General features: G+C 63.5%; 22 protein-coding genes and 2 pseudogenes. 15 read left to right on the forward strand and 9 right to left on the reverse strand.

The features are described 5' to 3' along the window. Positions 1-23 precede the first annotated feature (23 nt). Together NKH36_RS23835 and NKH36_RS23840 are read left to right on the forward strand one after the other, a co-directional pair. Positions 24-857, forward strand: a complete 834-nt coding sequence (locus NKH36_RS23835; RefSeq protein WP_352964738.1) for an ABC transporter permease — start codon at positions 24-26, stop codon at positions 855-857. Continuing rightward, a complete protein-coding gene (locus tag NKH36_RS23840; protein ID WP_352964740.1) occupies positions 857-1,663 on the forward strand; it encodes an ABC transporter permease in 807 nt (268 codons plus the stop codon). Before NKH36_RS23835 ends, NKH36_RS23840 begins: the two co-directional genes overlap by 1 nt. Before the next feature lie 45 nt (positions 1,664-1,708). On the opposite strand, the gene NKH36_RS23845 is transcribed toward NKH36_RS23840, so the two are convergent. The 3 genes from NKH36_RS23845 to NKH36_RS23855 form a co-directional block, all read right to left on the reverse strand. Next, positions 1,709-2,017 carry a HigA family addiction module antitoxin gene (locus NKH36_RS23845; RefSeq protein WP_352964742.1) on the reverse strand — a complete coding sequence of 103 codons (309 nt, stop codon included), beginning with the start codon at positions 2,015-2,017 and terminating at the stop codon, positions 1,709-1,711. A gap of 112 nt (positions 2,018-2,129) precedes the next feature. After that, positions 2,130-3,194 carry a glycosyltransferase family 2 protein gene (locus tag NKH36_RS23850; protein WP_352964744.1) on the reverse strand — a complete coding sequence of 355 codons (1,065 nt, stop codon included), beginning with the start codon at positions 3,192-3,194 and terminating at the stop codon, positions 2,130-2,132. Between the two features lie 494 nt (positions 3,195-3,688). Further along, a complete protein-coding gene (locus NKH36_RS23855; RefSeq protein WP_502912102.1) occupies positions 3,689-5,020 on the reverse strand; it encodes a dicarboxylate/amino acid:cation symporter in 1,332 nt (443 codons plus the stop codon). A gap of 221 nt (positions 5,021-5,241) precedes the next feature. On the opposite strand from NKH36_RS23855, the gene NKH36_RS23860 reads away from it, so the two are divergent. Together NKH36_RS23860 and NKH36_RS23865 are read left to right on the forward strand one after the other, a co-directional pair. Continuing rightward, positions 5,242-7,116, forward strand: coding sequence for a sensor histidine kinase (locus tag NKH36_RS23860; protein ID WP_352964748.1), 1,875 nt, complete (start codon positions 5,242-5,244; stop codon positions 7,114-7,116). Positions 7,117-7,129: 13 nt separating this feature from the next. Further along, positions 7,130-8,485 carry a sigma-54-dependent transcriptional regulator gene (locus tag NKH36_RS23865; RefSeq protein WP_352964750.1) on the forward strand — a complete coding sequence of 452 codons (1,356 nt, stop codon included), beginning with the start codon at positions 7,130-7,132 and terminating at the stop codon, positions 8,483-8,485. Between the two features lie 44 nt (positions 8,486-8,529). On the opposite strand, the pseudogene NKH36_RS23870 reads toward NKH36_RS23865, so the two are convergent. Together NKH36_RS23870 and NKH36_RS23875 are read right to left on the reverse strand one after the other, a co-directional pair. After that, positions 8,530-9,044 (reverse strand): annotated as a pseudogene (locus NKH36_RS23870) (carboxymuconolactone decarboxylase family protein). 43 nt (positions 9,045-9,087) lie between these two features. Further along, positions 9,088-9,513 carry an OsmC family protein gene (locus NKH36_RS23875; RefSeq protein ID WP_352964752.1) on the reverse strand — a complete coding sequence of 142 codons (426 nt, stop codon included), beginning with the start codon at positions 9,511-9,513 and terminating at the stop codon, positions 9,088-9,090. A gap of 307 nt (positions 9,514-9,820) precedes the next feature. Between NKH36_RS23875 and NKH36_RS23880 the strand changes: the two genes are divergently transcribed. From NKH36_RS23880 to NKH36_RS23915, 8 genes and pseudogenes are all read left to right on the forward strand, one after another. Next, positions 9,821-10,546 (forward strand): 3-keto-5-aminohexanoate cleavage protein, encoded by a 726-nt coding sequence (locus tag NKH36_RS23880; protein WP_352964755.1) that lies wholly within the window; start codon positions 9,821-9,823, stop codon positions 10,544-10,546. Positions 10,547-10,780: 234 nt separating this feature from the next. After that, positions 10,781-11,340, forward strand: a pseudogene (locus NKH36_RS23885) (substrate binding domain-containing protein); the annotation flags it as partial. 177 nt (positions 11,341-11,517) lie between these two features. Continuing rightward, on the forward strand, positions 11,518-12,054 hold the full coding sequence (locus NKH36_RS23890) for an Lrp/AsnC family transcriptional regulator (protein ID WP_352964758.1): 537 nt from the start codon (positions 11,518-11,520) through the stop codon (positions 12,052-12,054). Next, on the forward strand, positions 12,051-13,214 hold the full coding sequence (locus NKH36_RS23895; RefSeq protein WP_352964760.1) for a saccharopine dehydrogenase family protein: 1,164 nt from the start codon (positions 12,051-12,053) through the stop codon (positions 13,212-13,214). Before NKH36_RS23890 ends, NKH36_RS23895 begins: the two co-directional genes overlap by 4 nt. A gap of 111 nt (positions 13,215-13,325) precedes the next feature. Next, on the forward strand, positions 13,326-14,114 hold the full coding sequence (locus NKH36_RS23900; protein ID WP_352964763.1) for an ABC transporter substrate-binding protein: 789 nt from the start codon (positions 13,326-13,328) through the stop codon (positions 14,112-14,114). An 85-nt stretch (positions 14,115-14,199) separates the two neighbouring features. Further along, positions 14,200-14,871, forward strand: a complete 672-nt coding sequence (locus tag NKH36_RS23905) for an amino acid ABC transporter permease (RefSeq protein WP_352964765.1) — start codon at positions 14,200-14,202, stop codon at positions 14,869-14,871. Then, positions 14,868-15,542, forward strand: coding sequence for an amino acid ABC transporter permease (locus tag NKH36_RS23910; RefSeq protein ID WP_352964767.1), 675 nt, complete (start codon positions 14,868-14,870; stop codon positions 15,540-15,542). Before NKH36_RS23905 ends, NKH36_RS23910 begins: the two co-directional genes overlap by 4 nt. Positions 15,543-15,571: 29 nt before the next feature. Next, a complete protein-coding gene (locus NKH36_RS23915; RefSeq protein ID WP_352964769.1) occupies positions 15,572-16,300 on the forward strand; it encodes an amino acid ABC transporter ATP-binding protein in 729 nt (242 codons plus the stop codon). A gap of 147 nt (positions 16,301-16,447) precedes the next feature. Here NKH36_RS23915 and NKH36_RS23920 read toward each other — a convergent pair whose 3' ends face one another. Then, positions 16,448-17,446 carry an NADP-dependent oxidoreductase gene (locus NKH36_RS23920; protein ID WP_352964772.1) on the reverse strand — a complete coding sequence of 333 codons (999 nt, stop codon included), beginning with the start codon at positions 17,444-17,446 and terminating at the stop codon, positions 16,448-16,450. A gap of 127 nt (positions 17,447-17,573) precedes the next feature. On the opposite strand from NKH36_RS23920, the gene NKH36_RS23925 reads away from it, so the two are divergent. After that, the gene (locus NKH36_RS23925; RefSeq protein WP_352964774.1) at positions 17,574-18,176 is read left to right on the forward strand and encodes a TetR/AcrR family transcriptional regulator; all 603 of its coding nucleotides are present in this window, start codon (positions 17,574-17,576) and stop codon (positions 18,174-18,176) included. Continuing rightward, entirely contained in the window at positions 18,173-19,039 is an 867-nt protein-coding gene (locus NKH36_RS23930; protein ID WP_352964777.1) for an alpha/beta fold hydrolase, read from the forward strand. The genes NKH36_RS23925 and NKH36_RS23930 overlap by 4 nt, the downstream gene beginning before the upstream one ends. A 194-nt stretch (positions 19,040-19,233) precedes the next feature. On the opposite strand, the gene NKH36_RS23935 is transcribed toward NKH36_RS23930, so the two are convergent. From NKH36_RS23935 to NKH36_RS23945, 3 genes are all read right to left on the reverse strand, one after another. Then, a complete protein-coding gene (locus NKH36_RS23935; RefSeq protein WP_352964779.1) occupies positions 19,234-20,292 on the reverse strand; it encodes a Gfo/Idh/MocA family protein in 1,059 nt (352 codons plus the stop codon). A 77-nt stretch (positions 20,293-20,369) separates the two neighbouring features. Further along, entirely contained in the window at positions 20,370-21,155 is a 786-nt protein-coding gene (locus NKH36_RS23940) for a ThuA domain-containing protein (protein ID WP_352964782.1), read from the reverse strand. A 350-nt stretch (positions 21,156-21,505) separates the two neighbouring features. After that, positions 21,506-22,999 (reverse strand): tlde1 domain-containing protein, encoded by a 1,494-nt coding sequence (locus NKH36_RS23945; RefSeq protein WP_352964785.1) that lies wholly within the window; start codon positions 22,997-22,999, stop codon positions 21,506-21,508. 501 nt (positions 23,000-23,500) lie between these two features. Here NKH36_RS23945 and NKH36_RS23950 point away from each other — a divergent pair. Next, positions 23,501-23,917, forward strand: a complete 417-nt coding sequence (locus tag NKH36_RS23950) for a hypothetical protein (protein WP_502912103.1) — start codon at positions 23,501-23,503, stop codon at positions 23,915-23,917. Positions 23,918-24,108 lie beyond the last annotated feature (191 nt).

Genomic DNA, 24,108 nt, shown 5'->3' on the forward strand with positions numbered 1-24,108 from the left:
TCGACCGGGATAACCTGGCCGAGATGAAAGCATATCTCTCCGACAGGAGGGGCGCAGCGCTGTTGATGGCGCCGCTGCTCCTGTTCCTTGGCGCCGCCTACGCCTGGCCATTCTTCGGCGTCGTCAATTGGAGCTTCACGCTGCCCGAGCCGGGGCTCGAGCAATATGGCACGCTGCTTAGCGAACCGCTGGTGCAGTCGGTGTTCGTCCGCACGCTGCGCATCGCCGCGATCGTCACCATCGTTTCGGTTGCTGCCGCCTACGCCATCACCGTGGTGTGGGTGCGCGGCACGCCGGCGCAGCGCGTGATCGCCGAGTTCTGCATCCTGGTGCCGTTCTGGATCTCGGTGCTGACGCGCGCCTTCGGCTGGGTGGCGCTGCTTTCCAATCGCGGCCTGTTCAACACCTGGCTGCAGGCGATCGGCTTCATCTCAGAACCGCTGACGCTGGTACGCAACGAATTCGGCGTCATCGTCGGCATGACGCATTTCCTCATCCCCTTCGCCGTGTTTCCACTGGCGTCTTCGATGCGCAGCCTCGACGACCGCGTGCTGCTGGCGGCGCGCGGGCTCGGCTCCAGTCGCATGCGCACCTTCTGGTCAGTGTTCGTGCCGATGACGCGCTCGGGCATCATCGGCTCGGCGCTCATCGTCTTCGTCTTTTCGCTGGGCTTCTTCGTGACGCCGGCGATCCTCGGCGGCGGCCGCAGCGTGATGGTCGCCGAGCTGATCTATCTCCGCATCTTCCAGAGCCCGGACTGGGGCCTGGGGGCGGCGATCAGCGTCGTGCTGGTGCTGTTCGTCGGCGCGCTGATGGCGCTGGTGTTCCGCTATGTCAGACCGAAGCAGCTGATCTGATGCCGACCTATCGCCCCGGCCCCGTCTCGCTGATCCTCGCCGCCCTGGTTGCGCTGTTCTTGCTGTTGCCGCTGCTTGCCGTCATTCCGGTATCGCTGACGCCGACCCGCATGCTGGCAATGCCGTCCGGCGAATTGTCGCTGCGCCACTACCGGGCGCTGATCGAGGATCCGCGCTGGATCAACTCGATCCTGCTCTCGATCAGGATCGGCGTCGTCAGCAGCGCCTTCTCCACCGCGCTGGCGCTGTGCTTCAGCCTTGGGGTATGGATGTTCCAGCCGCGCTTTACCGCCGCACTCGTCGGCTTCGTGCTGCTGCCGATGGTGGTGCCGCCGGTGGTCTCGGCGATCACGCTCTATTTCCTGTTGACCTCGATTTCCGGCGCCAGCTCGTTCTTCGGCTATGACACCTGGCTCGGTGTCGCCATGGCGCATGCGGTGATGACGGTGCCCTTCGCCACGGTGCTGATCCTGGTGTCGCTCAGCCAGCTCGACCGGCGCATCGACCTTGCCGCGCGCGGCCTCGGCGCCACCGTGTGGGAGCGCGCCACACGCATCATCATGCCCAACATCAAATTCGGCATCGTCACCGCCGCCCTGCTGTCCTTCGTGCTGTCCTGGGAAGAGATCGGCGTCACCCTGTTCATCACCTCGGTCAACGCCATCACGCTGCCGCGCCTGATGTGGATGGGCCTGCGCGACAATATCGATCCGGCGATCGCCGCGCTCTCGGTGATCCTGATCATCATCACGGTGCTGGTGCTTGTGGTGCGCAGTGCTGTGGTCAGGCTGAGGGGGGTGCGTTAGGCAGGCAGTCGAAGACATCCCTTCAGAAGCGGCAGGCTTGTTACCTCAGGCGGCATGCAGCCTCGGGATGGCGCTGACGTCGACCTCGCGCTCGGCATGCCACGCATCATAAGCGGCCTGCATCCTGAGCCAGATCGCGGCGCCGTCGCCGAACATCTTTCCAAGACGGGCGGCGACAGCCGGCGACACCGGCTTCTTCTCGCGGAGGATGTCGTAAAGCTGCTGGCGCGAGATTCCCAGCAGGTTGGCGATTTCCACCTTGGTCTTTCCGGTCGCCGGGATAATGTCGTCAAGCAGCGCTCCAGGATGGGATGGGCAGCACTCCATCGGACGCATCGGCTCGCAAGAGGTCATGGTTGATTATCTCTCGGTTTGGGCCCCGCATATCCCACAATGATATTGCTCGAAATCCACCCAAATTGCCAGACCGGGACAATACCCGACGGAACTATGTCAGGGCCACCCACTATCCCATGGCGTGGCGGATTTTCTTGGATAGACGGCTAAGGAATGCCGGTCTCGACGATGCGTCAAGCTTCCACGACAGGACCGCCGTCGCCATTTTCCGCGGCAACATCCCGACCGACAGGAACCAGGCGGCAAGGACGGCGCGCCGGCGCAGGGACGCCGTCATTTCGAGGCTGGCTACGGCGCCCGCCGCCCCGAGCGCCAGCCGGGAATCATTGGCCACGGGGTGCTGGCGCCTATCCGCGCACAGCGACGCCAGCCGCTCTTCCAGGTGGACCGGATCGTGGCGGACAGCCTCCGACGGCACAATTGTTAGGCCGATGCCGGAGGCTTGATCCGACAGCGCCTGCATGCGGCGGAAATCGTGCGTTACCCTCCAGCGCGCCCGCTCGGCGAGCTTTTCACCGAAGACCGAATGGTTCGCGCCGTGGATTCGGTAGGCGCCGACGCATTCGTCGATGGACTGGACGTGCCCGTACATGGGCGCCAGCGTTGCAAGATAGCCATCGGCGCCCTGGCGGAACTCCGCCTCCGGTATAGGCATGATCGATTCCAGGGTTGTGCGGTCAAAGGCCAGCCCGCTGGTCACGGTTGTCTGGTAGCGGCCCTTGTGCAGGAGTTTCGGCATGACGTCGCCGCTGTCGAAAGGTAGTTCGGGTGGCGGAAAGACATCCTTGATGCGTTGCCGTTCATCCACGATATGCAATCTGGACTGCACCTGGGCGGTTGCCGCATCCCAGGTTTCGACGATCGTGGAAACGGCGGTCGGATAGAGATAGTCGTCGGCATCGAGGAACAGGACGATCTTGCCCGAGCTTGCCGCAAAGCCGGTGTTGAACGCGGCGGCATGCCCGCCATTTTGCGCTCGCGGGCATGAGAGGATCGTGTCCCCATATGATTTCATGACTGTCGTGGAATTGTCCTGCGATGCGTCGTCGACGACGACGACTTCGACGTCCGCGTAATCCTGCTCGAGGGCGCTGTCGATGCTGCGTTTGAGGAAACGCGCGTAATTGTAGTTCGAGATGATGATGGATACCGGAATCCTCGGTACAGACTGCATCGCGTTTGACCTCGCATCTTGCTTTGGTTTCGGCAAAAACCCACTCACGGGCCGCCCCCCTCTTCAAGCGCGACGAGTTCCTGAGAGGAAAGCCTGCGCCTTCCGTCAGGAGACGGGTCACGTCTCTTGCGACTTCGTACCGAGGCCGCGATTGCCTTCGAGGGCTGCCGCCTTGGTCAAGGTTGTGGTTGGCGGCAGCAAAAACTCCGACGGTTTCGGCCGGTCGCAACCGAGCCCGACGGAAATGTCTCGCCTTCGGTCGCGATCAGGTCGGGATCAAAGGGGACGAGCGCCTTGAAGGCATGGCGGATACTGGCCTTCAAATACGGCTGGAACAAGCCCCGCGCCAAGAACAAGGCTCACAAGCCTGTTACATCTGAGGCAGGCGCGCAGCGGCGTGGCCTGTGGATAATCGCAGATGTTGGAGGTTGGCGGCGGCTAGCCCGAAGCCGGCGGCTAGCCGGCTTCGGGCTATGACCAAGCAGCCTGAACGGTCAGGCGGGCTGCAGCCCGGGCAGCGACAGGTCGACTTCCTCCGGCAAGTCGCCGGCCATTGCGGCGGCAAACTTGGTCTGGTCGAGTTCGCCTTCCCAGCGCGCCACGACCACGGTCGCCACCGCGTTGCCGACGAAGTTGGTCAGCGCCCGGCATTCCGACATGAAGCGGTCGACGCCGAGGATCAGCGCCATGCCGGCGACCGGCACGGTGGGTACGACCGAGAGCGTCGCAGCCAGCGTGATGAAGCCGGCGCCGGTGATGCCGGCGGCACCCTTGGAGCTCAGCATGGCGACGGCGAGCAGCAGGATCTGGTCGCCGAAAGTGAGCGGCGTGTCGGTCGCCTGCGCGATGAACAGCGCGGCCAGCGTCATGTAGATGTTGGTGCCGTCGAGGTTGAAGGAATAGCCGGTCGGGACGACCAGGCCGACCACCGAGCGGTTGCAGCCGGCGCGCTCCATCTTGGCCATCAGGCCCGGCAGTGCCGCTTCCGAGGACGAGGTGCCGAGCACCAGCAGCAGCTCTTCCTTGATGTAGCGGATCAGCGCCAGGATCGAGAAGCCGTTGTAGCGGGCGACCGCGCCGAGCACCACCAGCACGAACAGCAGCGCGGTCAGGTAGAATGTGCCGATCAGCATGGCGAGGTTGGCGATCGAGCCGATGCCGTATTTGCCGATGGTGAAGGCCATGGCGCCGAAGGCGCCGATGGGCGCGGCCTTCATCAGGATGGCGACGAGGCGGAAGATCGGCGTGGTCAGTGCCTGCAGGAAATCGACGACCGGGCGGCCGCGGTCGCCGACCAGCGCAAGAGCGAGCCCGAACAGCACCGAAAAGAACAGCACCTGCAGGATGTCACCCTTCGCAAAAGCGCCGGTGATCGTGTCGGGGATGATGTTCATCAAGAAGCCGACGATGCTGGTGTCGTGCGCCTTTTCGGCGTAGGTCGCCACCTTTGTGGCGTCGAGCGTGGCCGGATTGATGTGCATGCCGGCGCCGGGCTGGACAACATTGGAGACGACGAGACCGACGACAAGCGCCAGCGTCGAGAATGTCAGGAAGTAGATCATCGCCTTCCCGGCGACGCGGCCCACCTTCTGCAGGTCGGAAACGCCGGCGATGCCGGTCGCCACCGTCAGAAAGATCACCGGCGCGATCACCATCTTCACCAGCTTGATGAAGGCGTCGCCGAACGGCTTCATCGCCTCACCGGTTTCGGGATAGAAGTGGCCGAGAAGCACGCCGGCGGCGATCGCCGCCAGCACCTGCACATAGAGATGCCGGTAGAAGGGAAGTTTGCCGCGCGGCTCGGCGGCAGCGAATGCTGTCTGCATGACGTCCTCCATCGTGCTCCGATCGAAAGCTCGACCTCCCGGAGCAATTGCATTGACCCAGCAGCCTCGCGACCGCTGAATTCGTGTTTGCAACTGCCGTGCCAGACTGCGTGGAAGAGAATTCCCCTTTGATTTTACTGAGTATTTTCGAACTCGTGGTTTCGTTTCGCGCATAGAAAGTGCGGATATTCGCATAGCCGAATTGTGCTTTGTGCGAAATCATGCACAAATGGGTGATGCTGCAACGCCCTGCCGCTGCCTTGCCGTCGACGCCCGAGCAACTCGGCAGGCGGGCGCGCCGTGCCTGGCTGCTGTTTGCGGCCATCGCCCTTGCGATCGCCACGGTCGCACTTTACGGCGCCGGCCTCTATGGCCGCACCACGGAGCTTGGGACACTGGCGGCGCAGGGTCGCACTGACGCCAATCTGAAGGTCGCATTGCTGCGCGCTGTGTTGGAAAGCCCACGCGCCCTGCCCCTGCTGCTGTCGGAAGACCAGCAGGTGCGCGATGCGCTGGCGCAGAAAAGTGCCACTGCAATCGATGTGCTGAACCGCAAGCTCGACGGGCTGGTCTCCGGCACCAAGGCTTCTGTGCTCTATGTCATCGACACCGACGGGCTGGCGATCGCCTCCAGCAACTGGCGCGACCCGATCAGCTTCGTCGGCAACGACTACCGCTTCCGCGATTATTTCTCCGCGGCGATGCAATCGGGAACCGCCGAATATTTCGCGCTCGGCAATGTCAGCAAACGCCCTGGCCTCTATATCTCGCGACGCGTCGGCGATGCTGCCGCACCGCTCGGCGTCGTCATCGTCAAGGCTGAGTTCGATCAGCTCGAGGCCGACTGGCACGAGGTGAACCGCCCGGCCTATGTCAGCGACGAGCATGGCGTCGTCCTGATCACCAGCGTGCCGTCCTGGCGCTTCATGACGACGGCGCGGCTGACCGGGCCTGATCTTGCCGCCATCCAGGACAGCCAGCAGTTCGGCGACGCACCGCTGATGCCGTTGCCGATCACACGCCCGCAGGCGCTCAGCCCGGACGTGTCGATCGTCCACGCGGTGACGCCCGGCGGCAGCGACGCGGAGTATCTCAGGCTTTCCACGCCGGTTCCTTCGACCCCCTGGCGGCTCGACTATCTCGTCCCGGCCGAGGCGCCGATCGCCGCCGCGGTCCGTGAAATGCGGCTCCTTGTGCTCGGCGTCATTGTTCCGTTGCTCGGCCTCGCTGCGTATCTGTTGTGGCGTCGGCAGTCGGCGCAGATGCGGATCGCCGCCGAACAGGCGGCGCGCACCGAGCTCGAACGCCGCGTCGTCGAACGGACCGAGGATCTGAGCCGCGCCCGCGACCGACTGCAGGCCGAGATATCAGGCCACCGCAGTACCGAGGCCAAGCTGCAGGTGGTGCAGCAGGATCTGGTCCAGGCCAACCGCCTCGCCATCCTCGGCCAGGTCGCCGCCGGCGTCGCCCATGAGATCAACCAGCCGGTCGCCACCATACGCGCCTATGCCGACAACGCCCGCGTCTTCCTCGACAGGAAGCAGACTTCGCCGGTCGAGGAAAACCTCGGCGCCATCGCAGCACTTACCGAACGCATCGGCACCATCACCGAGGAATTGAAGGCCTTTGCCCGCAAGGGCCGCACCGCCGCCGAGCCAGTCGAATTGCGTGGCATCATCGAGGGCGCCGTGGTGCTCTTGAGAAGCCGCTTCGCCGGCCGGCTCGATGCCCTGGCCATCAACCTGCCGCCGCCGAGCCTCAAGGTCATGGGCAACCGGGTCCGGCTCGAACAGGTGCTGATCAACCTCTTCCAGAACGCGCTTGAAGCGCTGGAAGGCCGCGACGACGCTCATGTGCAGGTCTCAGTCGAGGACACGGCGGACGGCGTGACTGTCAGCGTGTCCGACAACGGCTCGGGCATTCCGCCAGGGATTCTCAGATCGCTGTTCACGCCGTTCAACACCTCCAAGGAAAAAGGCCTCGGCCTTGGCCTCGTCATCTCGAAGGATATCGTCGCCGATTATGACGGACGCATCGAGGTGTCGAGCAACGACAGCGGCACCCGCTTCACCATCCATCTCTTGAAAGCAGCATAATGGCCAAGGCAGCATGACGAACGACGACGCAGCGCCGGTCATCCTGATCGATGACGACAGCGATCTCCTCACGGCCACCGCGCAGACGCTTGAGCTTGCCGGCTTTTCGGTATCGGCTTTTTCGGTGGCGGCCGAGGCGCTGGCCAGGCTCGACGCCGGTTTCGCCGGCGTGGTGGTGTCGGATATCCGCATGCCTGAGATCGACGGCCTGCAGCTTTTCGACAGCGTCCTGCGGCTGGATGCGGACATTCCGGTCATCCTCGTCACCGGGCATGGCGACATCGCCATGGCCGTCAAGGCGATCAAGGACGGGGCCTACGACTTCATCACCAAACCCTTCGCCGCCGACCGGCTGGTGCAGAGCGTGGGCCGCGCGGCGGAAAAGCGCCGCCTGGTCATGGAGAACCGCGCCTTGCGCGAGGCGGCCGGAGAGGCGCAGGACGGCCTGCCGCTGATTGGCCAGACGCCGGCAATGGAAAGGCTGCGCCGCACGCTGCGCCAGATCGCCGATACCGACGTCGATGTGCTGGTGACCGGCGAGACCGGTTCCGGCAAGGAGGTGGTGGCCAGCCTTCTGCATCGCTGGAGCCGCCGCGCCAGGGGCAATTTCGTTGCGCTGAATTGCGGCACGTTGCCGGAGACGGTCATTGAGAGCGAGTTGTTCGGCCATGAGGCCGGCGCTTTCACCGGCGCGCAGAAGAAACGGATCGGCCGGATCGAGCACGCCAGCGGCGGCACGCTGTTTCTCGACGAGATTGAAAGCATGCCGGTCTCGACACAGGTGCAGATGCTGCGCGTGCTGGAGATGCGCGAGGTCACCCCGCTCGGCACCAACGAGTTGCGGCCCGTCGATTTGCGCGTGGTTGCGGCCGCCAAGGTCGATCTCGGCGATCCGCACCAGCGCGGCACCTTCCGCGAGGACCTCTACTACCGGCTCAACGTGGTGACGATCTCCATTCCGCCGCTGCGCGAGCGCCGCGACGACGTCGCCCTGCTGTTCTTCTATTTCGCCGAGCGCGCCGCCGCCCGCTTCATGTGTCCGGTGCCGGCGGTGCCGGCCTCGGTGCACTGCCATCTCAGGGAGCATGACTGGCCGGGCAATGTGCGCGAACTCGCGCATTTCGCCGAGCGGTTTGTGCTTGGATTGGAGGAAGACGCTGCGACGTCATCCCCTGCCCCAGCCCAGCCGGATGCCGCCATGATGCTGCCGGAGCGGCTGGAGCGCTACGAGGCCGACATCATCCGCGAAACGCTTGCCCGCAACGAGGGCGACGTCAGGCGCACGATCGAAGCACTGGGGATTCCGCGCAAGACCTTCTACGACAAGCTCCAGCGCCACGGCATCGTGCGCAGCGAGTTTTCGAGATAAGGGGCCGGCGCCTCGGTGCCTTGGACCGGACGGCTTCGGTTGCCTCAGGCCTTCTTGCGGTAAGCCTCGAGTTCCGGATCGAGGTCGACGTCTACCGTGCTGGTGAACACGGCCGTCGCCACCATGATGCCGGCGAAGGCGACTAGGTTGACGAGCAGCGGCTCATGGTAGCGGGCTTTCAGTTCGGCCCAGATCTCATCGGGAATGGCATTGGCGTCAGTCGCGATGGCCTTGCCGAAGGCAATCAGCAGCGCTTCATTGGCTGTCGGCCCCATGTTCTCGGGATCGAGCCCCTTATCGATCAGCGCGCGGCGAAAGAAGGTCACCGGTATCTCAGCCCGGCATGCCGGGAAAACAGCCAGATGGCGCGATCGTCGAGATCAGGGCGCAGCAGGTCGCGCAAGGTGAACCACTCGGCATAGATGCGATGGGCAACCGGTGAATGCAGCAGGATGCGCTTCATGTTCGTCATCCTGCCGCGCAAGCGCAGTTCCTCGTCATGTGCCGCACGGATCTCAGGTGAGGCAGTGTCATAGTCGATAGCGGAAATGCGTGCCATGGGCGCCCTCGGAGATGCATGAAATTGGCCGATGAAGATGCGATCAGCCGGCGAGCGTGGTGACAAGCTCGGGCGTCTCACGCAGCGTGTTGCTGACCGTGCAGATCGTTTCGGCGTCCTCGACGATCCGCCTTTTCGTGGCCTTGTCGAGATCGCCCGATATGTCGAGCGTGATCGTGAACTGGCCGATGCGGGAAACGTCGCCCGCCGCCTTTTCGCCGCTCACATCGGCACGGACCTCGCCGAGGCTGGCGGCGACACCCATGCGCGTGGCAGCGATGCGCGCGCTCAGCACCATGCAGGCGGCCACGGAGGCATAGAGAAGGTCGAGCGGATTGAAGCCCGGCGCGCTGACACCGGTCACGACGTCGACCATGCCGCCGGTCGGCGTGGTGACGACGGGGAAGCTGCCCGGCGACAGCACGGCAATTGCGCCGGTGGTTCGGGTCCTTACCTTGAGCTCGCTCATTCTCAAATATCCTTTCGGCCGGCCGGGCATGGCGTTGCTCCTGGCGTGCTCGGGGCCGGATACCGCAGCATCCGTCGACGATCGTCAAGGTAGCGGTCCAGCAGTGCTGCCTGAGCTCCCTACTAGGCGTCAACTACCCATATCTGGCCTGCCAACAAGATCGTGACTGAACAAGGTGATAGAGGCGCATCCTGCCAGACTGCATCGAGTCAGGCCGCATCCGTTTGTCAGGAATGCGCACCGAACCCAATTTCGGTATCTGCCATCCTGCGCTACATTTGGTTCACTTCAACCGGGCGCGACCTCCATGATCGTCCAGACCTGCATCAATGGCGCGCGCGGCGCCGATTTCCACCCGCGACTGCCGCTTGACGCGGAAGCCATGGCGGGAGACGGCGCCGCCTGCGTGGCCGCTGGTGCGGCCGAGCTGCATGTCCATGCGCGCGGGCTCGAAGGCCGCGAAAGCCTCGCGCCTGAGGCGATTGACCCGACCGTGCTGGCGCTGCGCCGTGCCTGCCCGGGAACGCTGATCGGCGTCTCCACCGGCGCCTGGATCGAGAACGACGACGAGCGGACGCTTGCCGCGATCGCCGGCTGGAGCGAGCTGCCTGACTACGCCTCGGTCAATCTGAGCGAGAAAGCCGCGCCCGAGGTTATGCAAAGGCTGCGGCAGCGCGGCATCGGCATCGAGGCCGGGCTTGCCTCCGTCGCTGACGCCGAGCGCCTGGTCCGCCTCGACCGTGGCAGCCAGGTGCTGCGCATCCTGATCGAGATCTCCGAGCAGGAACTGGACGTGGCGCTGGAGGTCAGCGACGGTATCGCCGCTGTGCTCGACCGCGCCGGGATGCGTCGCACCATCCTGCTGCACGGCGCCGACGCCACGGTGTGGCCGTTCGTGCACAGGGCGGCGGAGCGCAACTGGTCGACGCGGGTCGGGTTGGAAGATGGCAAGGAGCTGCCGGACGGCACTACGGCATCAGGCAATCCCGTACTGACGGCGGCTGCCGTCGAGATTTTCCGGGGCGGTCGCTGATTCATCCCATGGGTTCGGGCGCTTGCCTGACCATGATCGTTTCGGGGCCCCGCATCAGGCCACGTCCCGCAAAGTCGAACGCGGCGTCGCCGGCTTGGCGGTTGCGCCAGCGCGGTCCTCGTGAAGCGCGAAACCTGTCGCACCCGGATCGCCCAGTTCGGGCGGAGCTGCATGCTCGTGATGTGGTAGTTCCCGCCATTTTGCTGCCGATAGGAAACCCGCCGGACTGTCTCGATCTATCCCGACATCGGGATCGATCTCAGCCTCACCGACGAGCGCATCGACCTTGTGCGGGAGGGCGTCGACATCGTACTTCGCCTCGGTCCGCTCACCGACAGCTCGATGAAACTGCGGCGCTCGGCCAGTCCCGGCATCTGCTGGTTGCGGCGCCGGCCTATCTGGCGGCGCGGGGCAGACCGGCTGTCCCGCAGGATCTGCCTGGCCATGGAGGCATCCGGATGTCGACTCGCAGGAAGCGACACGCTTGCCCTGCAGGGGCTAGGCGGTGAGCGCCACCCGGTGTCTTTCGGCGGCCGATTTCGGGTCGACCACGGGCTTGCCGCGCGCGAAGCGCTCGTCGCGGGCGCGGCATCGCACCTGCCCATCACTGGCTTGTCGACGATCTCCTGGTGGCCGGCCGGCTGGAAGTGATCCTGCCAGACTACGCCTCGCCTCCCGTACCCCTGAGCATGCTGATCGTCCCGGAACGCGCGGGCATTGCTCGGGTCCGGCTGCTGGTCGACTTTCTCGCCGAGCGGATCGGCGGCATTCCAGGGATCGAGAAGCCGCGTTAGCCGACTTGCCTCAGCCGGCCACGACACCGGCAAAGCCCTCCCGCCTCCCGGGATACACCTTCCGCCTTGTTGACAGGCGGCCGAACGCTCTTGCGATTTCAAAAGATACACCCTAAGCTGTTTTCATATCAGAAAGAAAACCCCATCATTTCTTTTCATTTATGAAAGCCTAAGCGTTTGCGGGAACATCTCGATCAGACCGACCGGCGACTGGTCAAGCTGCTGTCGCAGGATGCGCAGCTTGGCGTCAATCGACTCGCCGAGAAGATGGCCGTCTCGGTGCCGACGGTGCGCATGCGGTTGCGCAACCTGCTCGACCGCAACCTGCTCAAAATCGTCGGGCTGCTCAACCTGACCGAGCGCCCAGAATTGATCTCGGCGATCGTCGGCATCAATGCGCAGGGGCGAGGCCGGGCTCGGGAACTGGCGCAGCGCATCGCCGAACTGCCGTTCGTGAACTCGGCCTCCGTCGTCACCGGACGCTTCGACATCATCGTCGACGTGACGGTGGCCGGCGATGTCGCCGATCTCTACCGCGTCACCAGCGAGCTGATCCCCGGCGCGGGCGAGCCCGGCGAAGTCGTGCGCAGCGAGACCTTTGTCGTCATGGCCTCCTGCAACAAATGGGTCAGCCTGCCGGAAGGCTGCTGGTCGGATGAGACCAAGCGCGACGAAACTGGGCGGCACGAAACTGGCCGAAAGGAAATGTCATGAAGATCGCGGTTCTCGGCGGCCTCGGCCTGCAAGGCCGGGCGGCGATCGCCGATCTCGTCGCCAGCGCTGGTGTCGAAGAAGTCGTCTGCGTCGATACCGCGCCCGATGGCGCAGCCCGACTTGGCGGCCTGACCGACCTTGACCGCGTGCGTTTCGTCGTGCCCGAGGGCGCGATCGCCCCTGCGTTGGCGAACGTGCTGGCGGGTGTGGACGCCGCCATCGATCTGTTGCCGCAGCCGCTGATGCGTGAGGCGGTGCAGGCCGCGATCGCGACGCGCACGCCGCTGGTCACCACCAATTACGGCAAGACGATCGCCGATCTCGCCCCGGCAGCGGAAAAGGCCGGCGTTTCGATCATGACCGAATGCGGGCTCGACCCCGGCATCGACCTCGTGCTCTACGCACGCGCCGCCCGTCAGTTCGACGCCATCACGACAATCGATTCCTATTGCGGCGGCATCCCCGAGCCGAAGGCGATGGCCAAGCCGCTGTGCTACAAGGTGAGCTGGAACTTCGATATGGTTCTGATGAGCCAGAACCGCGACAGCGTGGTGGTCGAGGACGGCAAGCGGGTCGCTGTGCCGGCCGGCCAGCAACATGACAATCGCTTTATCCACGAGATCGAGGTCGCGGGGCTGGGCAGGCTGGAAGCCTTCCCGAACGGCGATGCATCGCATTATGCCGGCATGCTTGCCGCCGCCCAGGGCCTGCAGCGCTCCGGCCGCTACTCGCTGCGCTGGCCGGGCTGGTCGGCGTTCTGGGCACCGCTGAAGGAGCTTGGCTTTCTTTCCGAAGACAAGGTGCCTGGCGTTGGCACCAGCCCACGTGAATTTCTCGGCCGGCTGCTCGGCCCGCAACTGCAATATGGCGCCGACGAGAAGGACCTGTGCGTGATGCGCAATGTCTTTACCGGCACCCAAGGCGGCCGCCGCAAGACGGTGACGTCGGACCTGGTCATCGAACGCGACCTCGCCTCCGGCCTGTTCGGCATGAGCCTGGGTGTTGGCTATCCCGCCAGTATCGTGGCGCAGATGCTGGCGCGGGGCGAAATCACTGAATCCGGCCTGCTCAACCCGCTGCTGCATGTGCCCGACGGCCGCTTTCTCGATGAGCTGGCCCGGCGCGGTATACGGGTATCCGAAACAATCGACTGGGACTGAAGGATTTTCGAACGGTGGTCGCCACCGGCAACGGCGCTGCCGCTCAAAAAGCACCCCAAGGGGTTGAACAACAAAGTGAAAATAACAAACGACAACAAGGAGGAATGCCTAATGAATATTGCCAAGCTTTTCATCGCAGGCCTTGCGCTCGCCGGCCTCACTGCCGCGGCCAGTGCCGGGACGCTCGACGAGATCACCAAGCGCGGCGAATTGCGCGTCGCCGTGCAGACACAAGGACCGCCCTTCTCGCTGGTCGGCGCGGCCGGCGAACGCACTGGCAGCTCGGTCGAGCTTGCCGAACTGATGGCCAAGGAAATGGGCGTCAAGATCACCTTCCTGGATTTCGATTGGGACGGGCTGATCCCGGCGCTGCTGTCGGGCAAGGCCGATCTTCTGGTCGCCGACATGACGCCGACGCTGGCGCGGGCGATGAAGGTCGCCTTCACCAAGCCTTACATGTACACGGGCAGCACCGTCTTCACCAAGGCCGACGGCAAGTTCAAATCCACCGAGGATTGCAAGGCGAAAGGCACCAAGATCGCCGTGCTGCTCGGCGCCACCGGCGAGAAGGAGGCCAAGAAGGCCTTCCCCGACGCCGACATCAAGAGCTACAAGGGCGGCGGCCCGCTGCTGCTCGACGCCGTCAACAATGGCCAGGCCGATTGCGGCGTCAACGACGTCTCGGCGGTCAAGGGCCAGTCGACCGCCTATCCGGCCGGCAGCTTCACCATCATGCCGGACATGCTGTCGAAGGAGCCGCTGGCCTTCGCCACGCGCTATGACGAGCAGGATCTGCTGACCTGGATGAATCTGTTCCTCGACCAGGTCAGCCTCGACGGCCGCCTGCAGAAGAACCTCGACTACTGGGTCAATTCCGACGACTGGAAGAAAGACCACTAAGCAGCAATAGACCCGAACGGCTTCGCGCGCCTCGCGCCGCAAAGCCGTTCGGAATGCGTTTCGCCCGGGGGAAATCCGCCCAACAATGCTCGAAAATTTCAGCTTCCGCACCATCGTCGAATATCTGCCCTTGTTTGGGCAGGGCCTCGTCACGACCGTGTGGCTGTCTGTCCTCGCCTTTGCCGGCGCGCTCGCCGTCGGCATCGTGCTCGCCGCCATGAACCTGCAGCGCGGACGGCTGTTTCGCATCCCGGCCAAAGCCTATATCGACGCGGTGCGCGCCACCCCCTTGCTGGCGCAGCTCTATTTCCTCTATTTCGGCCTGCCGCGGCTCGGCATCATCCTGCCTGAGCTCGTCGTCGGCATCCTCGCTCTGTCGCTGAACAGCGGCGCCTATGTCGCCGAGATCATCCGCGCCGGCATCCTGTCGATCCCGCGCGGTCAGGTCGAGGCCGGCGTCGCTTCGGGGATGACCTATGTCCAGCGCATGCGACTGGTCATCCTGCCGCAGGCGTTCAAGGTGACGATCCCGCCGCTGCTCGGCCAGGCGATCGTGCTGGTCAAGGATTCCGCTCTGCTGTCGCTGATCGCGGTGGCCGAACTGACGCGCGCCGGACAATTGCTCGCCTCCGACCGTTTCATGCCGGCGGAAGGTTTTATCACCATCGCCGCCTTCTACCTCCTGCTCTATTACGGGCTCAAGGGGCTGGCGGCACTGTCCGGGCGCTGGCTCGGCCTAGCGGGGGCACGGACATGATCTGGCAGCAGCTGCAAAGCCTCGCCGGCAGCTATCCTCTCGCCCTGCGCGGCCTCGGCATGACCGTGATGCTGTCGCTGATCAGCCTGGTGCTGGGCACGCTGATCGGCTTTGGCCTCGGCATCCTGCGGACCGGCGGCAACCGGCTGATCAGCGGCGTGATCGGCGCCTGGGTCGACCTGATCCGCGGCACGCCATTCCTGGTGCAGATCTTCCTGATCTTCTTCATCCTGCCGGAACTCGGCATCGAGCTCGACGCCTTCACCGCCGGCATCATCGCGCTGACCAATCTGGCCGCCTGCTTCATCTGCGAGATCGTTGTCGCCGGCATCCGCTCGGTGCCGACCGGCCAGGTCGAGGCGGCGCTGGCGTCCGGCCTGTCGCGCTGGCAGCGCATGCGCCAGGTGGTGCTGCCGCAGGCGATGCGCATCGTGCTGCCGCCGCTGGTCGGGCAATATGTGCTGCTGATCAAGGATTCCTCTGTTGTTTCGGCCATCGGGCTCACCGACCTCACCCGCGTCGGCTGGCTGGTGGTGCAGCGTGTGCCGAACGGCCTCTTGGTCTTCTTCCTCGTCGGCCTCGGCTATTTCATCGTTTGCTACCCGCTGATCATGCTGGCCCGCCGGCTGGAGCAGCGCATGTGTGCGGCCCATGGCGAGGTGCAGTTATGAGGTCGAACCGCAGCAAAAATGGTACCGGCATGATCGAGTTTCGCGGCGTCAACAAATGGTTCGGCCCGCTTAATGTGCTCAAGGATATCACGCTCAGCGTCGAACCACGCGAGGTGGTCGTCGTCTGCGGCCCGAGCGGCTCTGGCAAGAGCACCTTGATCCGCTGCATCAACGGCTTGGAGACGATCCGCGACGGCGACCTGGTGGTCGACGGCCAGCGCCTCGGCGACCCCGCCACCAACATGACGCGGCTGCGCACCGAGATCGGCTTCGTCTTCCAGTCGTTCAACCTCTATCCCCACAAGACGGCGCTCGAGAACGTGACGCTGGCGCCTATCCATGTGCGCAAGATCCCCCGAGCTGAAGCCGAGAAGGCCGGGCGCGAGCTGCTCGCCAAAGTCGGCCTTGCCGACAAGGTCAACGCCTATCCGGCGCAACTCTCAGGCGGCCAGCAGCAGCGCGTGGCGATCGCGCGCTGCCTCGGCATGCGCCCCAAGATCATGCTGTTCGACGAGCCGACCTCGGCGCTCGATCCCGAGATGATCTCGGAAGTCCTCGACGTCATGGTCGCGGTCGCCGAGGAAGGCATGACCATGATGGTGGTGACCCACGAGATGGGCTTTGCCCGTAAGGTCGCGCAGCGCGTGGTGTTCATGGATGCCGGCGCCATCGTCGAGAGCGGCACGCCGGACGAGTTCTTCTCGCACCCCAAGACCGACCGCAGCCGCGCCTTCCTGAGCAAGATCCTGCGGCACTAGAGTTCAGGCTCAACTCAGTTGGCTGGCTGCCGATGGCCGAGATGGGTGGATAATGTGCGAAAAGTCCACAACTATGCCCATTGGGACGCTTGGGTAGAACATATGGCGATGCCGGAAGCGAAGGTCGTCGCCTGAAGCATTGCAAGGCTATTTGACCTTGATGACAACCTTGCCCTTGGAGCGGCCCTGCTCGATGTAGGCCAAAGCCTCGTTGGTCTGCTCAAACGGAAAGACGCGATCTACGACCGGGCGGATGACGCCAGACTCGATGAGGGACGTGATTTTGGTCAACTGCTCCCCATTGGCCGCCATGAACAGGAACGAATATCGGACACCTGCGCGTCCGGCCCGCCGCCTGATGCCGGCGCTCAAAACGCGCATGACTATGTTCAGCACCACGCTCAGACCCTTCTCCCTGGCAAACCCAGCATCGGGCGGACCGGAGATCGAAACGGCAAGGCCACCTGGTTTCAACACCCGCAGCGATTTTTCGAGGGTCTTGTTGTCCTGGCTGTTCAGGACGACGTCGTAGCCCGAAAGGACTTTCTCGAAGTCATCCTTCCTGTAGTCGATGATGACATCGGCGCCCAGATTCCTGACCATATCCGTGTTGGACGCGCTTGTTGTCGTGGCGACCGTCGCGCCGAGGTGCTTTGCCAATTGAATGGCGAATGTTCCCACTCCGCCGGAGCCGGCCTGAATGAAGACCTTCTGTCCATTCTTCAGCTTCGCCCGTTCGACCAGCGCCTGCCAGGCGGTCAGCCCCACCAGGGGAATGGACGCAGCCTCTTCCATGCTGAGGTTCTTCGGCTTCAGGGCCACGTCCGCATCATTAATGGCGATGTACTCGGCGAAAGCCCCGATCCGACCGTCGCGCGGTCGCGCATAGACCTCATCGCCCGGCTTGAACTGTCGGACTTTCGAACCGACGCGAATGACCGTTCCGGCCACGTCATGGCCTGCAACGAAGGGCCGGCGATAAGGTAGGATGAGTTTGAATTCTCCGTCCCTGATCTTGGAGTCCAGCAGATTGACGCTGGCGGCATGGACCTGGACCAGCACATCATTCTCCCCTATTTCCGGGTCCGGAACCTCTCCAAGCCGGAGGGCGTTCTTTGCGTATCGATCGACGATGAAGGCCTTCATTGTAGCTTTCCCAAATTGAGGAGACCCGGAGCGCCCGATCGCCATCTCCGCTGCGTCGCCCTATTGCATTGCGACCATTTAGTAATAATATGATCGTAATGCAATAGCTGATCGAAGGAGAAAAAACATGCGCTACGAGAAGGGCAGGAAGGAAGCATCGCGGCAGCGGATCATGGATGTGGCGACCGAACGGTTTCGTTCCGACGGCATCGCTGCATCAGGTCTCGCCGGTATCATGGGCGAGGCGGGACTGACCAATGGAGCTTTCTATCCCCATTTTCCGTCCAAGGCGGCGCTTGTGCGTGAGAGTGTGGCGGCCGCCCTGGAGGCTCAGGCGACCCAGATTCAGGAGCTATTGGCCGCCGGCGGCCTGTCAATGGCCATCGACGCGTATCTGTCGACGGAACACCGGGACAATCCGGGCAAAGGTTGCGCTTCAGCCGCGCTGTTGCCCGAAATTGCGCGTGAGCCAGTCGAGACGCGCCAGGTTTACGCCGAACACCTGCTCAAGCTCGTACGCCAGGTGGCGGCCGAACTTACGCCCGACGCCCGCGACCCCGAGGCTGTCGCGTTCGGTGTCTTTGCGACGCTGATCGGCGCACTTGAGCTGTCCCGCGCGGTGAACGGAACCGAGCTGTCCGATCGCATTCTTGACGCCGGCGCGGTGGCGGCGAAGGCGCTGCTCCAGCCGCGCGAGAACGGCAAGCCAGCAGAAAGGAAACCATCATGAACGTGCATCAGCTGTCGCGGCCTGCCGCGATCATCAAACACAGGGACGTGCCGACGAAGACGGTCGACGTCGGCGGTACGAAATTCGCCTACCGGGAACTCGGGCTCCCAACTGGGATACCCGTGATCTTTCTTACCCATCTGAGTGCGGTTCTCGACAATTGGGATCCCCGGGTTGTCGATGGCATCGCCGCAAAACGGCGAGTTATCACCTTCGATAACCGTGGTGTTGGGGCATCAGGCGGCTCCACTCCCAACACGGTGGAGGCGATGGCCCGCGACGCGATCGCCTTCATCCGGGCCCTCGGTTTCGAGCAGGTCGATCTGCTCGGCCTGTCTCTTGGCGGCTTCATCGCCCAGGCGATCGTACAGCTGGAACCTAGCCTGGTTCGCAAGATCATCCTCGCGGGAACCGGCCCAGCCGGGGGTACCGGCATCGACAGGGTGACGTTCGTCACCATCTTCGACATGATCCGCGCCGCGCTGACTATCAAGGACCCGAAGAACTACCTCTTCTTCACCCAAAGCCCCAACGGCAAGAGGGCGGCGCGCGAGTTTCTGCAGCGATTGAAGGAACGGACCAATGACCGCGACAAGCCCATCGCGCTCGGCGCCTTTAGCCAGCAGCTCAAGGCGGTCCGTGCCTTTGGCCGGGAGCGCCCTGCCGACCTGTCGCGTATCCGGCACCCGGTCCTCGTGGTGAATGGCGATCACGACAGAATGGTGCCCACCAGCAATTCCGTCGACATGGCACGGCGCTTTCCTAATGCCGAGCTGGTCCTGTACGAGGACGGTGGGCATACGGCGATCTTCCAGTATCACGGCGCCTTCGTGGAAAAGACCCTGGAGTTCCTTGAGGCCTAGCGCATCGGCCCGAAAATCGGAACCGATTTTCGGAAAGCACGATGCGTAGATTCAAAAGTGCTAGAGCTTACTTTGTGCGTCCAAGTGGACGCACGTCGCTCTAGCGGCGGCCCGCTTGGTCCGATCCATCGATAGCTGATCGCAGAACATGGGCGCGGCGCGTGACCATGGCTGGCCCCTTTCAGCGAACGCCATCAATGGGTTTCGGCATGGGCCCTCAGCTCTGCCCTCTTCTCGTCGGAGACGACGGCAAGGTCGAGCACCTTCTGCAACTCGGCCGCATGGCGGAACGACGGCTCGGCCTGAACGCCGCTGCGCACCGCATCGACAAAGCGCTGGTAATTGGTCGGCACCGTTCCGGCATCGAGAACCTGCCATTTGGCGTTCTCGATGTTCTCGCCCATGCACGCTTTCAGCACCGAGCCGGTCAGATTGTGCACGACTTCGATCCCACCCTTGTCGCCATAGATGCGCAGCCGCAATTCGTTGAGATGGCCGGTTGCCCAGCGGCTGGCATGGACGACGCCGAAGGCGCCGTTGCTGAAATCCAGCGCCATGGTGAAACTGTCGTTGGCGTCGAGCTCGTACTCGCCGATCCGGTTTCCGGGCGCCTTGTCGAACGACTTGAGGCGGCAGAACACATGATCGATGTCGAGCGCCGCGCCATAGCTGGCGAAATCGAGGATATGGATGCCGACATCGCCCAGCACGCCATTGGAGCCATGGCCGCGTGACAGCCGCCACAGCCATTTCGGATCGGTGCGCCAGTCGCCCCAGAATTTGGACACCAGCCAGCTCTGCAGATAGGACGCCTCGACATGCCTGATCTGGCCGATTTCGCCGGCCAGCACCATGGTGCGCGCCTTCTGCAGCGGGGCGACGTTGCGATAGGTCAGGTTGACCATGTTGATGATGCCGGCTTGCTTGGCGGCATCGGCCATTTCATTGGCCTTCTGGTAATTTTCGGCCAGCGGCTTTTCGCACAGCACCGGCTTGCCCGCCGCGATCAGCATCATGGTGGTCGGATGGTGGATGCGGTCCGGCGTCACGTTCGCCACCGCGTCGAACTTGTCCCATACGAGCGCGTCTTCCAGTGACGTGAACCGGTTGGGGATACCGTAGATGTCCGAAAACTTGTCGACACGCGCGCGGTCGAGATCGACGGCGCCGATCAGTTCGACGCCCTCGATCTTGCTGAACTGCCTGGCGTGCTCCTCCGCCATCCAGCCGGTGCCGAGTATCAGGAGACGCATGATTCTTATCCTTAGGATGGGGCTTTATCTTCTTGTTTGACCATAGATTTTCCGAACCTAAGGTTCGGGACCATGGTCTAGCGGAAACCGGCTTCGCCCTCGGCATGGAGTTTTCCGCCGCGCTCGACAATCGGCTCGAGCGCCTTTTCCACCGGCACGTTCGGCGCGTCGAGGATGGCTGGATTTGAGCCCTGCGGGTTGTGCGCCCATTTCACCGCGTTGCGCAGCACCTTCTGCACGGTGGCGTCGTGATAGGTCGGATAGGTCTCATGACCGGGCCTGAAATAGAAGATGTTGCCGGCGCCGCGGCGCCAGGTCAGCCCCGACCGGAACACTTCGCCGCCCTGGAACCAGGAGATGAAAACCGTTTCCAGCGGCTCCGGCACGGCGAACTGCTCGCCATACATCTCCTCGTTCTCGAGCTCGAAATACTCGCCGATCCCGGCAGCGATCGGGTGGTTGGGGCTTGTCACCCAGAGCCGCTCGCGCTCGCCGGCCTCGCGCCATTTCAGCGTGCAGGGCGTGCCCATCAGCGTCTTGAATATCTTCGAGAAATGGCCGGAGTGAAGGACGATCAGCCCCATGCCTTCCCAGACTCGGCGCGCCACGCGCTCGACGACTTCGTCGGCGACGGCGCCATGGTCCTTGTGTCCCCACCACACGAGCACATCGGTTTGCGCCAAACGGTCGGCCGGCAGGCCATGCTCCGGCTGCTCGAGCGTCGCCCACGACACGGAAATTTCGGGATCGAGCTTCAGCGCGTTGGCGATCGTTGCGTGCATGCCCTCGGGGTAGATCCCCGCGACCACCTCATTGGTCCGCTCATGGATATTCTCGCCCCAAACGACAGCGCGTACAGTCATGACATCCTCTTGATCGGTTGAAGCCGCCGCCCGGGTACTGGTCAGTCATAGTATCCTCGGCCGGGAATGAAAACGGTTTCGAGGCCGGCTGCTGACAATCTGTCGGAAATCCGGCGATGCCGGCGGGACAGCGCACTTGGCGGAAATTGGATGTCATGCCGGCTTTCGCAAATCGCCAACGCTGGCGGAGTGAGTAGAGCGCGGAAGCTGCAAATCTCCCCACTTGTGGGGGAGATGTCCGGCAGGACAGAGGGGGCCGCGAGGGATCGCGACAGAACGCCTTCATTCTGCGCCGCCACAGATGGCTCAGGCGCCCGTCCCTTCCGACGCGACCTGCATTAGCGGCTTGGTTAGCCGCGCACCACGAGACGTTTGACCTTGCCCTTCTTGAAGGCGGCGAGGAAGCGGGCATAGTCCTTGAAAACGACGCAGCCGCTCGATTCCCCGCGGCGGCCGCGCAGCAGGTAGGTGTGCGCAAGAAAGCCGTCGCGGCCATATTTGTTCTTGCCATCGATAGGAGTGAGACGCAGGGCCTCCACCCCATGGAAGCGCGATTCACGCAGCCTCAAATCGTAGGTGTGGGGCGGCGTCGGGCCGGCATTCTTCCGGTTGGCGTAGCGCGGCTGGTCGGCCATCGAGCCCAGTCCCGAATGCGCCTCGAGCCGCGAGCCGTCCGGCATATAGACGGTTTTCGCCGAGATGTCGTAGACGGCGACGCCGCTGCCGGGCTTGGTGAACAGGTTGCGGAAGGCCCCGCCGCCCGCCGGGCTGTCGGGTTTGGCATAGGCCAGCATGTCTGCGGCCTTCGACCGCTTGGCCGGCTTGCCCGGGCTGCCTTGCATGCCCTGCATGGCTTGCATGCTTGGCATCGCCGCCGGTGACGAACTCCTCGGTGACAAGGCCGGCGCCCGCGGCATCTCGACCTGCGGAGCGTCGGCGGTCTGCGCCTTGTTGGCGTTGGAGGGCTGAGACTGGGCCTTGGCGGGCTTCGATGCCTGGAGCTTGGGCGCTTTGGCCCTGGGTGCCTCGACCTTGGGTGCCTCGACCTCGGGCGCCTCGTCTGACTGATCGATTTCCGCCCGCAGGCGGAAGGTCGGCAAGGGAACGCTGTCGGGCATCTCGTCCTGCGGCGGCAGCGAGGCCATCTGCACCTCGCCCTCTTGTGGCTCCTGTGGAATAGAAGGCTCGCTTGCCGCAACAGCTTCCGGCAGCACATCGATCATCTGTTCCGGCAATGCACTCGCTAGCGCCAGCGCCAGACGGGAGGATCGTTCGATTTCCGCAACCTCAGGCCCGAAGCGCACCGACGAGGGACTATGCTGATCGGACAGACGCACCGGCTCGGCCGTCGGCAGACTGACGACCGCAAACCGCGCGGCCCCGCCGGAGGCTCGGGCAAAGGCAGCAGCAAGCTTTTGCGGCGACAGCGCGGCTTTCGCCACCACGCTGTCGAAGCGCGCTTGCGGCGAGATTTCTGCGACAACCGGCACGGTATTCGGCTTCGCTAACGGCTTGAGACGCGCCACCTTGCCTTCATGCACGAAGCTCGCGGCGGTGTGCGTGCAGCCGGCATCACATCGGCTGAGCAGCGACGCCTGACGCCGACGGCTGGCCGCCAGCGACGGCGACCATGAATTGGCCCGTGAATTGGCAAGGGTGTGTCGGGGATCGGCGAGCGCCATGGCGCGCGGCGCGAGCAGGCTTTGCGGAAGACTGTTGGAGGCGGCGGTGAGCGAAGTTCCCACCGAATGGAGGCCGGCCACGGTCGCCACCGACCACAGAGCGATCGCAACCCCAACAGCGGGAATCGCGGCCCAGCGCCGGCCGGGTCCTATCGAAGTCAATCCAGTATCAGGATTATCACCCCGGTTTTTCAAACGCACAAACGCCATACAACCAACCTCAATCGGCCTTGCGGCATGCGGGGCTCGCAGCCGTCACAATCACAGTCGCCTGGTGCCCCCTGCACGCTTCACGTCTGTTGCCGATTGATTCAAAAGATGGACAAACTTGGTTAACCAATCCCTCTACCGATCGCCGATTGGGCGAAGGTCGATATCAAAAAAGCTCCCTCCACGAGTATGTAAATGGCGGAAATGCCTGCCTTATCAGGCTTTGCTGCCCGTTTTTGCCGGCCGAGTCAAGAAACCGAAAGGACTAGACCTTGCCTGGATGGGCGTCAGCTGAAGGGCTGTTTCGGGATCAAAAGCGTCCCATCACCATAACGTCTGCGCGCAGGCTGCGTCGCCGGCGCCGCCTTGCATACAGGTAAATTCGTCCGTGCTAATATAGCTTGTCATGCACATTTGTGCGCGACTAACAAAAGGGAGGATGCGATGGAAACCATGAATCGCAGATCTGCAATTGCGCTCGGCGTCACGGCCGCCGCGGTAACGCCATTGTTCGCTTTGGCGACGCCTGCAAGGGCCGCCAAGCAATACGGCCCGACTGAAGGCAAAGAGGTTGCGCCCGGCATCAGAGTGGTGGAGGTCGGCACTGGCAACTCCGACATTCCCGCTTACAAGAGCATCTCAATCGTCGACATAGTCTTTCAGCCCGGAGCAGTCTTTCCTGAAACGGTGATGGACAACGACATGGTCTGCACGATTGCTGCCGGCGAATTCACGATCAAGAAGGCGGGCAAGGAATTCAAGCTTAGGGAAGGCGACATGTACACTTGCGCCAAGGGCAAGACCGACGGTGCCACCAACACAAGTGCCGTGGTCGGCGTGCATCGTATTGCGATCTTGATACCTGCCTAGAACAATTCCAGGAAAAGTGTGCAACGGTTTTCCTGGGAAAAGCGCTTAGCGCTTTCCCTAGGGAATTGCGCAAAAACAAATAGCTAGAGCGGTTCAGCGAACCGCTCTTTTTGACCGTAGCATGATTCAAGACTGCTTTTGGAGGCAGCCTTGGGTGTAATGGATCGGTTGATATTGAGTGACGCGGCGTG

The sequence above is a fragment of the Mesorhizobium sp. M1312 genome (assembly GCF_040318115.1).
Lineage (GTDB): Bacteria > Pseudomonadota > Alphaproteobacteria > Rhizobiales > Rhizobiaceae > Mesorhizobium.

Excerpts from the sequence above, each read along its gene's own strand:
- NKH36_RS23835 (WP_352964738.1), top strand. The coding sequence starts at position 24 with ATGAAAGCATATCTCTCCGACAGGAGGGGCGCAGCGCTGTTGATGGCG.
- NKH36_RS23925 (WP_352964774.1), top strand. The coding sequence starts at position 17,574 with ATGCGCTACGAGAAGGGCAGGAAGGAAGCATCGCGGCAGCGGATCATG.
- NKH36_RS23930 (WP_352964777.1), top strand. The coding sequence starts at position 18,173 with ATGAACGTGCATCAGCTGTCGCGGCCTGCCGCGATCATCAAACACAGG.
- NKH36_RS23905 (WP_352964765.1), top strand. The coding sequence starts at position 14,200 with ATGCTCGAAAATTTCAGCTTCCGCACCATCGTCGAATATCTGCCCTTG.
- NKH36_RS23895 (WP_352964760.1), top strand. The coding sequence starts at position 12,051 with ATGAAGATCGCGGTTCTCGGCGGCCTCGGCCTGCAAGGCCGGGCGGCG.
- NKH36_RS23900 (WP_352964763.1), top strand. The coding sequence starts at position 13,326 with ATGAATATTGCCAAGCTTTTCATCGCAGGCCTTGCGCTCGCCGGCCTC.
- NKH36_RS23920 (WP_352964772.1), bottom strand. The coding sequence starts at position 17,446 with ATGAAGGCCTTCATCGTCGATCGATACGCAAAGAACGCCCTCCGGCTT.
- NKH36_RS23855 (WP_502912102.1), bottom strand. The coding sequence starts at position 5,020 with ATGCAGACAGCATTCGCTGCCGCCGAGCCGCGCGGCAAACTTCCCTTC.
- NKH36_RS23950 (WP_502912103.1), top strand. The coding sequence starts at position 23,501 with ATGAATCGCAGATCTGCAATTGCGCTCGGCGTCACGGCCGCCGCGGTA.
- NKH36_RS23910 (WP_352964767.1), top strand. The coding sequence starts at position 14,868 with ATGATCTGGCAGCAGCTGCAAAGCCTCGCCGGCAGCTATCCTCTCGCC.
- NKH36_RS23940 (WP_352964782.1), bottom strand. The coding sequence starts at position 21,155 with ATGACTGTACGCGCTGTCGTTTGGGGCGAGAATATCCATGAGCGGACC.
- NKH36_RS23915 (WP_352964769.1), top strand. The coding sequence starts at position 15,572 with ATGATCGAGTTTCGCGGCGTCAACAAATGGTTCGGCCCGCTTAATGTG.
- NKH36_RS23865 (WP_352964750.1), top strand. The coding sequence starts at position 7,130 with ATGACGAACGACGACGCAGCGCCGGTCATCCTGATCGATGACGACAGC.
- NKH36_RS23860 (WP_352964748.1), top strand. The coding sequence starts at position 5,242 with ATGCACAAATGGGTGATGCTGCAACGCCCTGCCGCTGCCTTGCCGTCG.
- NKH36_RS23875 (WP_352964752.1), bottom strand. The coding sequence starts at position 9,513 with ATGAGCGAGCTCAAGGTAAGGACCCGAACCACCGGCGCAATTGCCGTG.
- NKH36_RS23850 (WP_352964744.1), bottom strand. The coding sequence starts at position 3,194 with ATGCAGTCTGTACCGAGGATTCCGGTATCCATCATCATCTCGAACTAC.
- NKH36_RS23880 (WP_352964755.1), top strand. The coding sequence starts at position 9,821 with ATGATCGTCCAGACCTGCATCAATGGCGCGCGCGGCGCCGATTTCCAC.
- NKH36_RS23840 (WP_352964740.1), top strand. The coding sequence starts at position 857 with ATGCCGACCTATCGCCCCGGCCCCGTCTCGCTGATCCTCGCCGCCCTG.
- NKH36_RS23935 (WP_352964779.1), bottom strand. The coding sequence starts at position 20,292 with ATGCGTCTCCTGATACTCGGCACCGGCTGGATGGCGGAGGAGCACGCC.
- NKH36_RS23845 (WP_352964742.1), bottom strand. The coding sequence starts at position 2,017 with ATGACCTCTTGCGAGCCGATGCGTCCGATGGAGTGCTGCCCATCCCAT.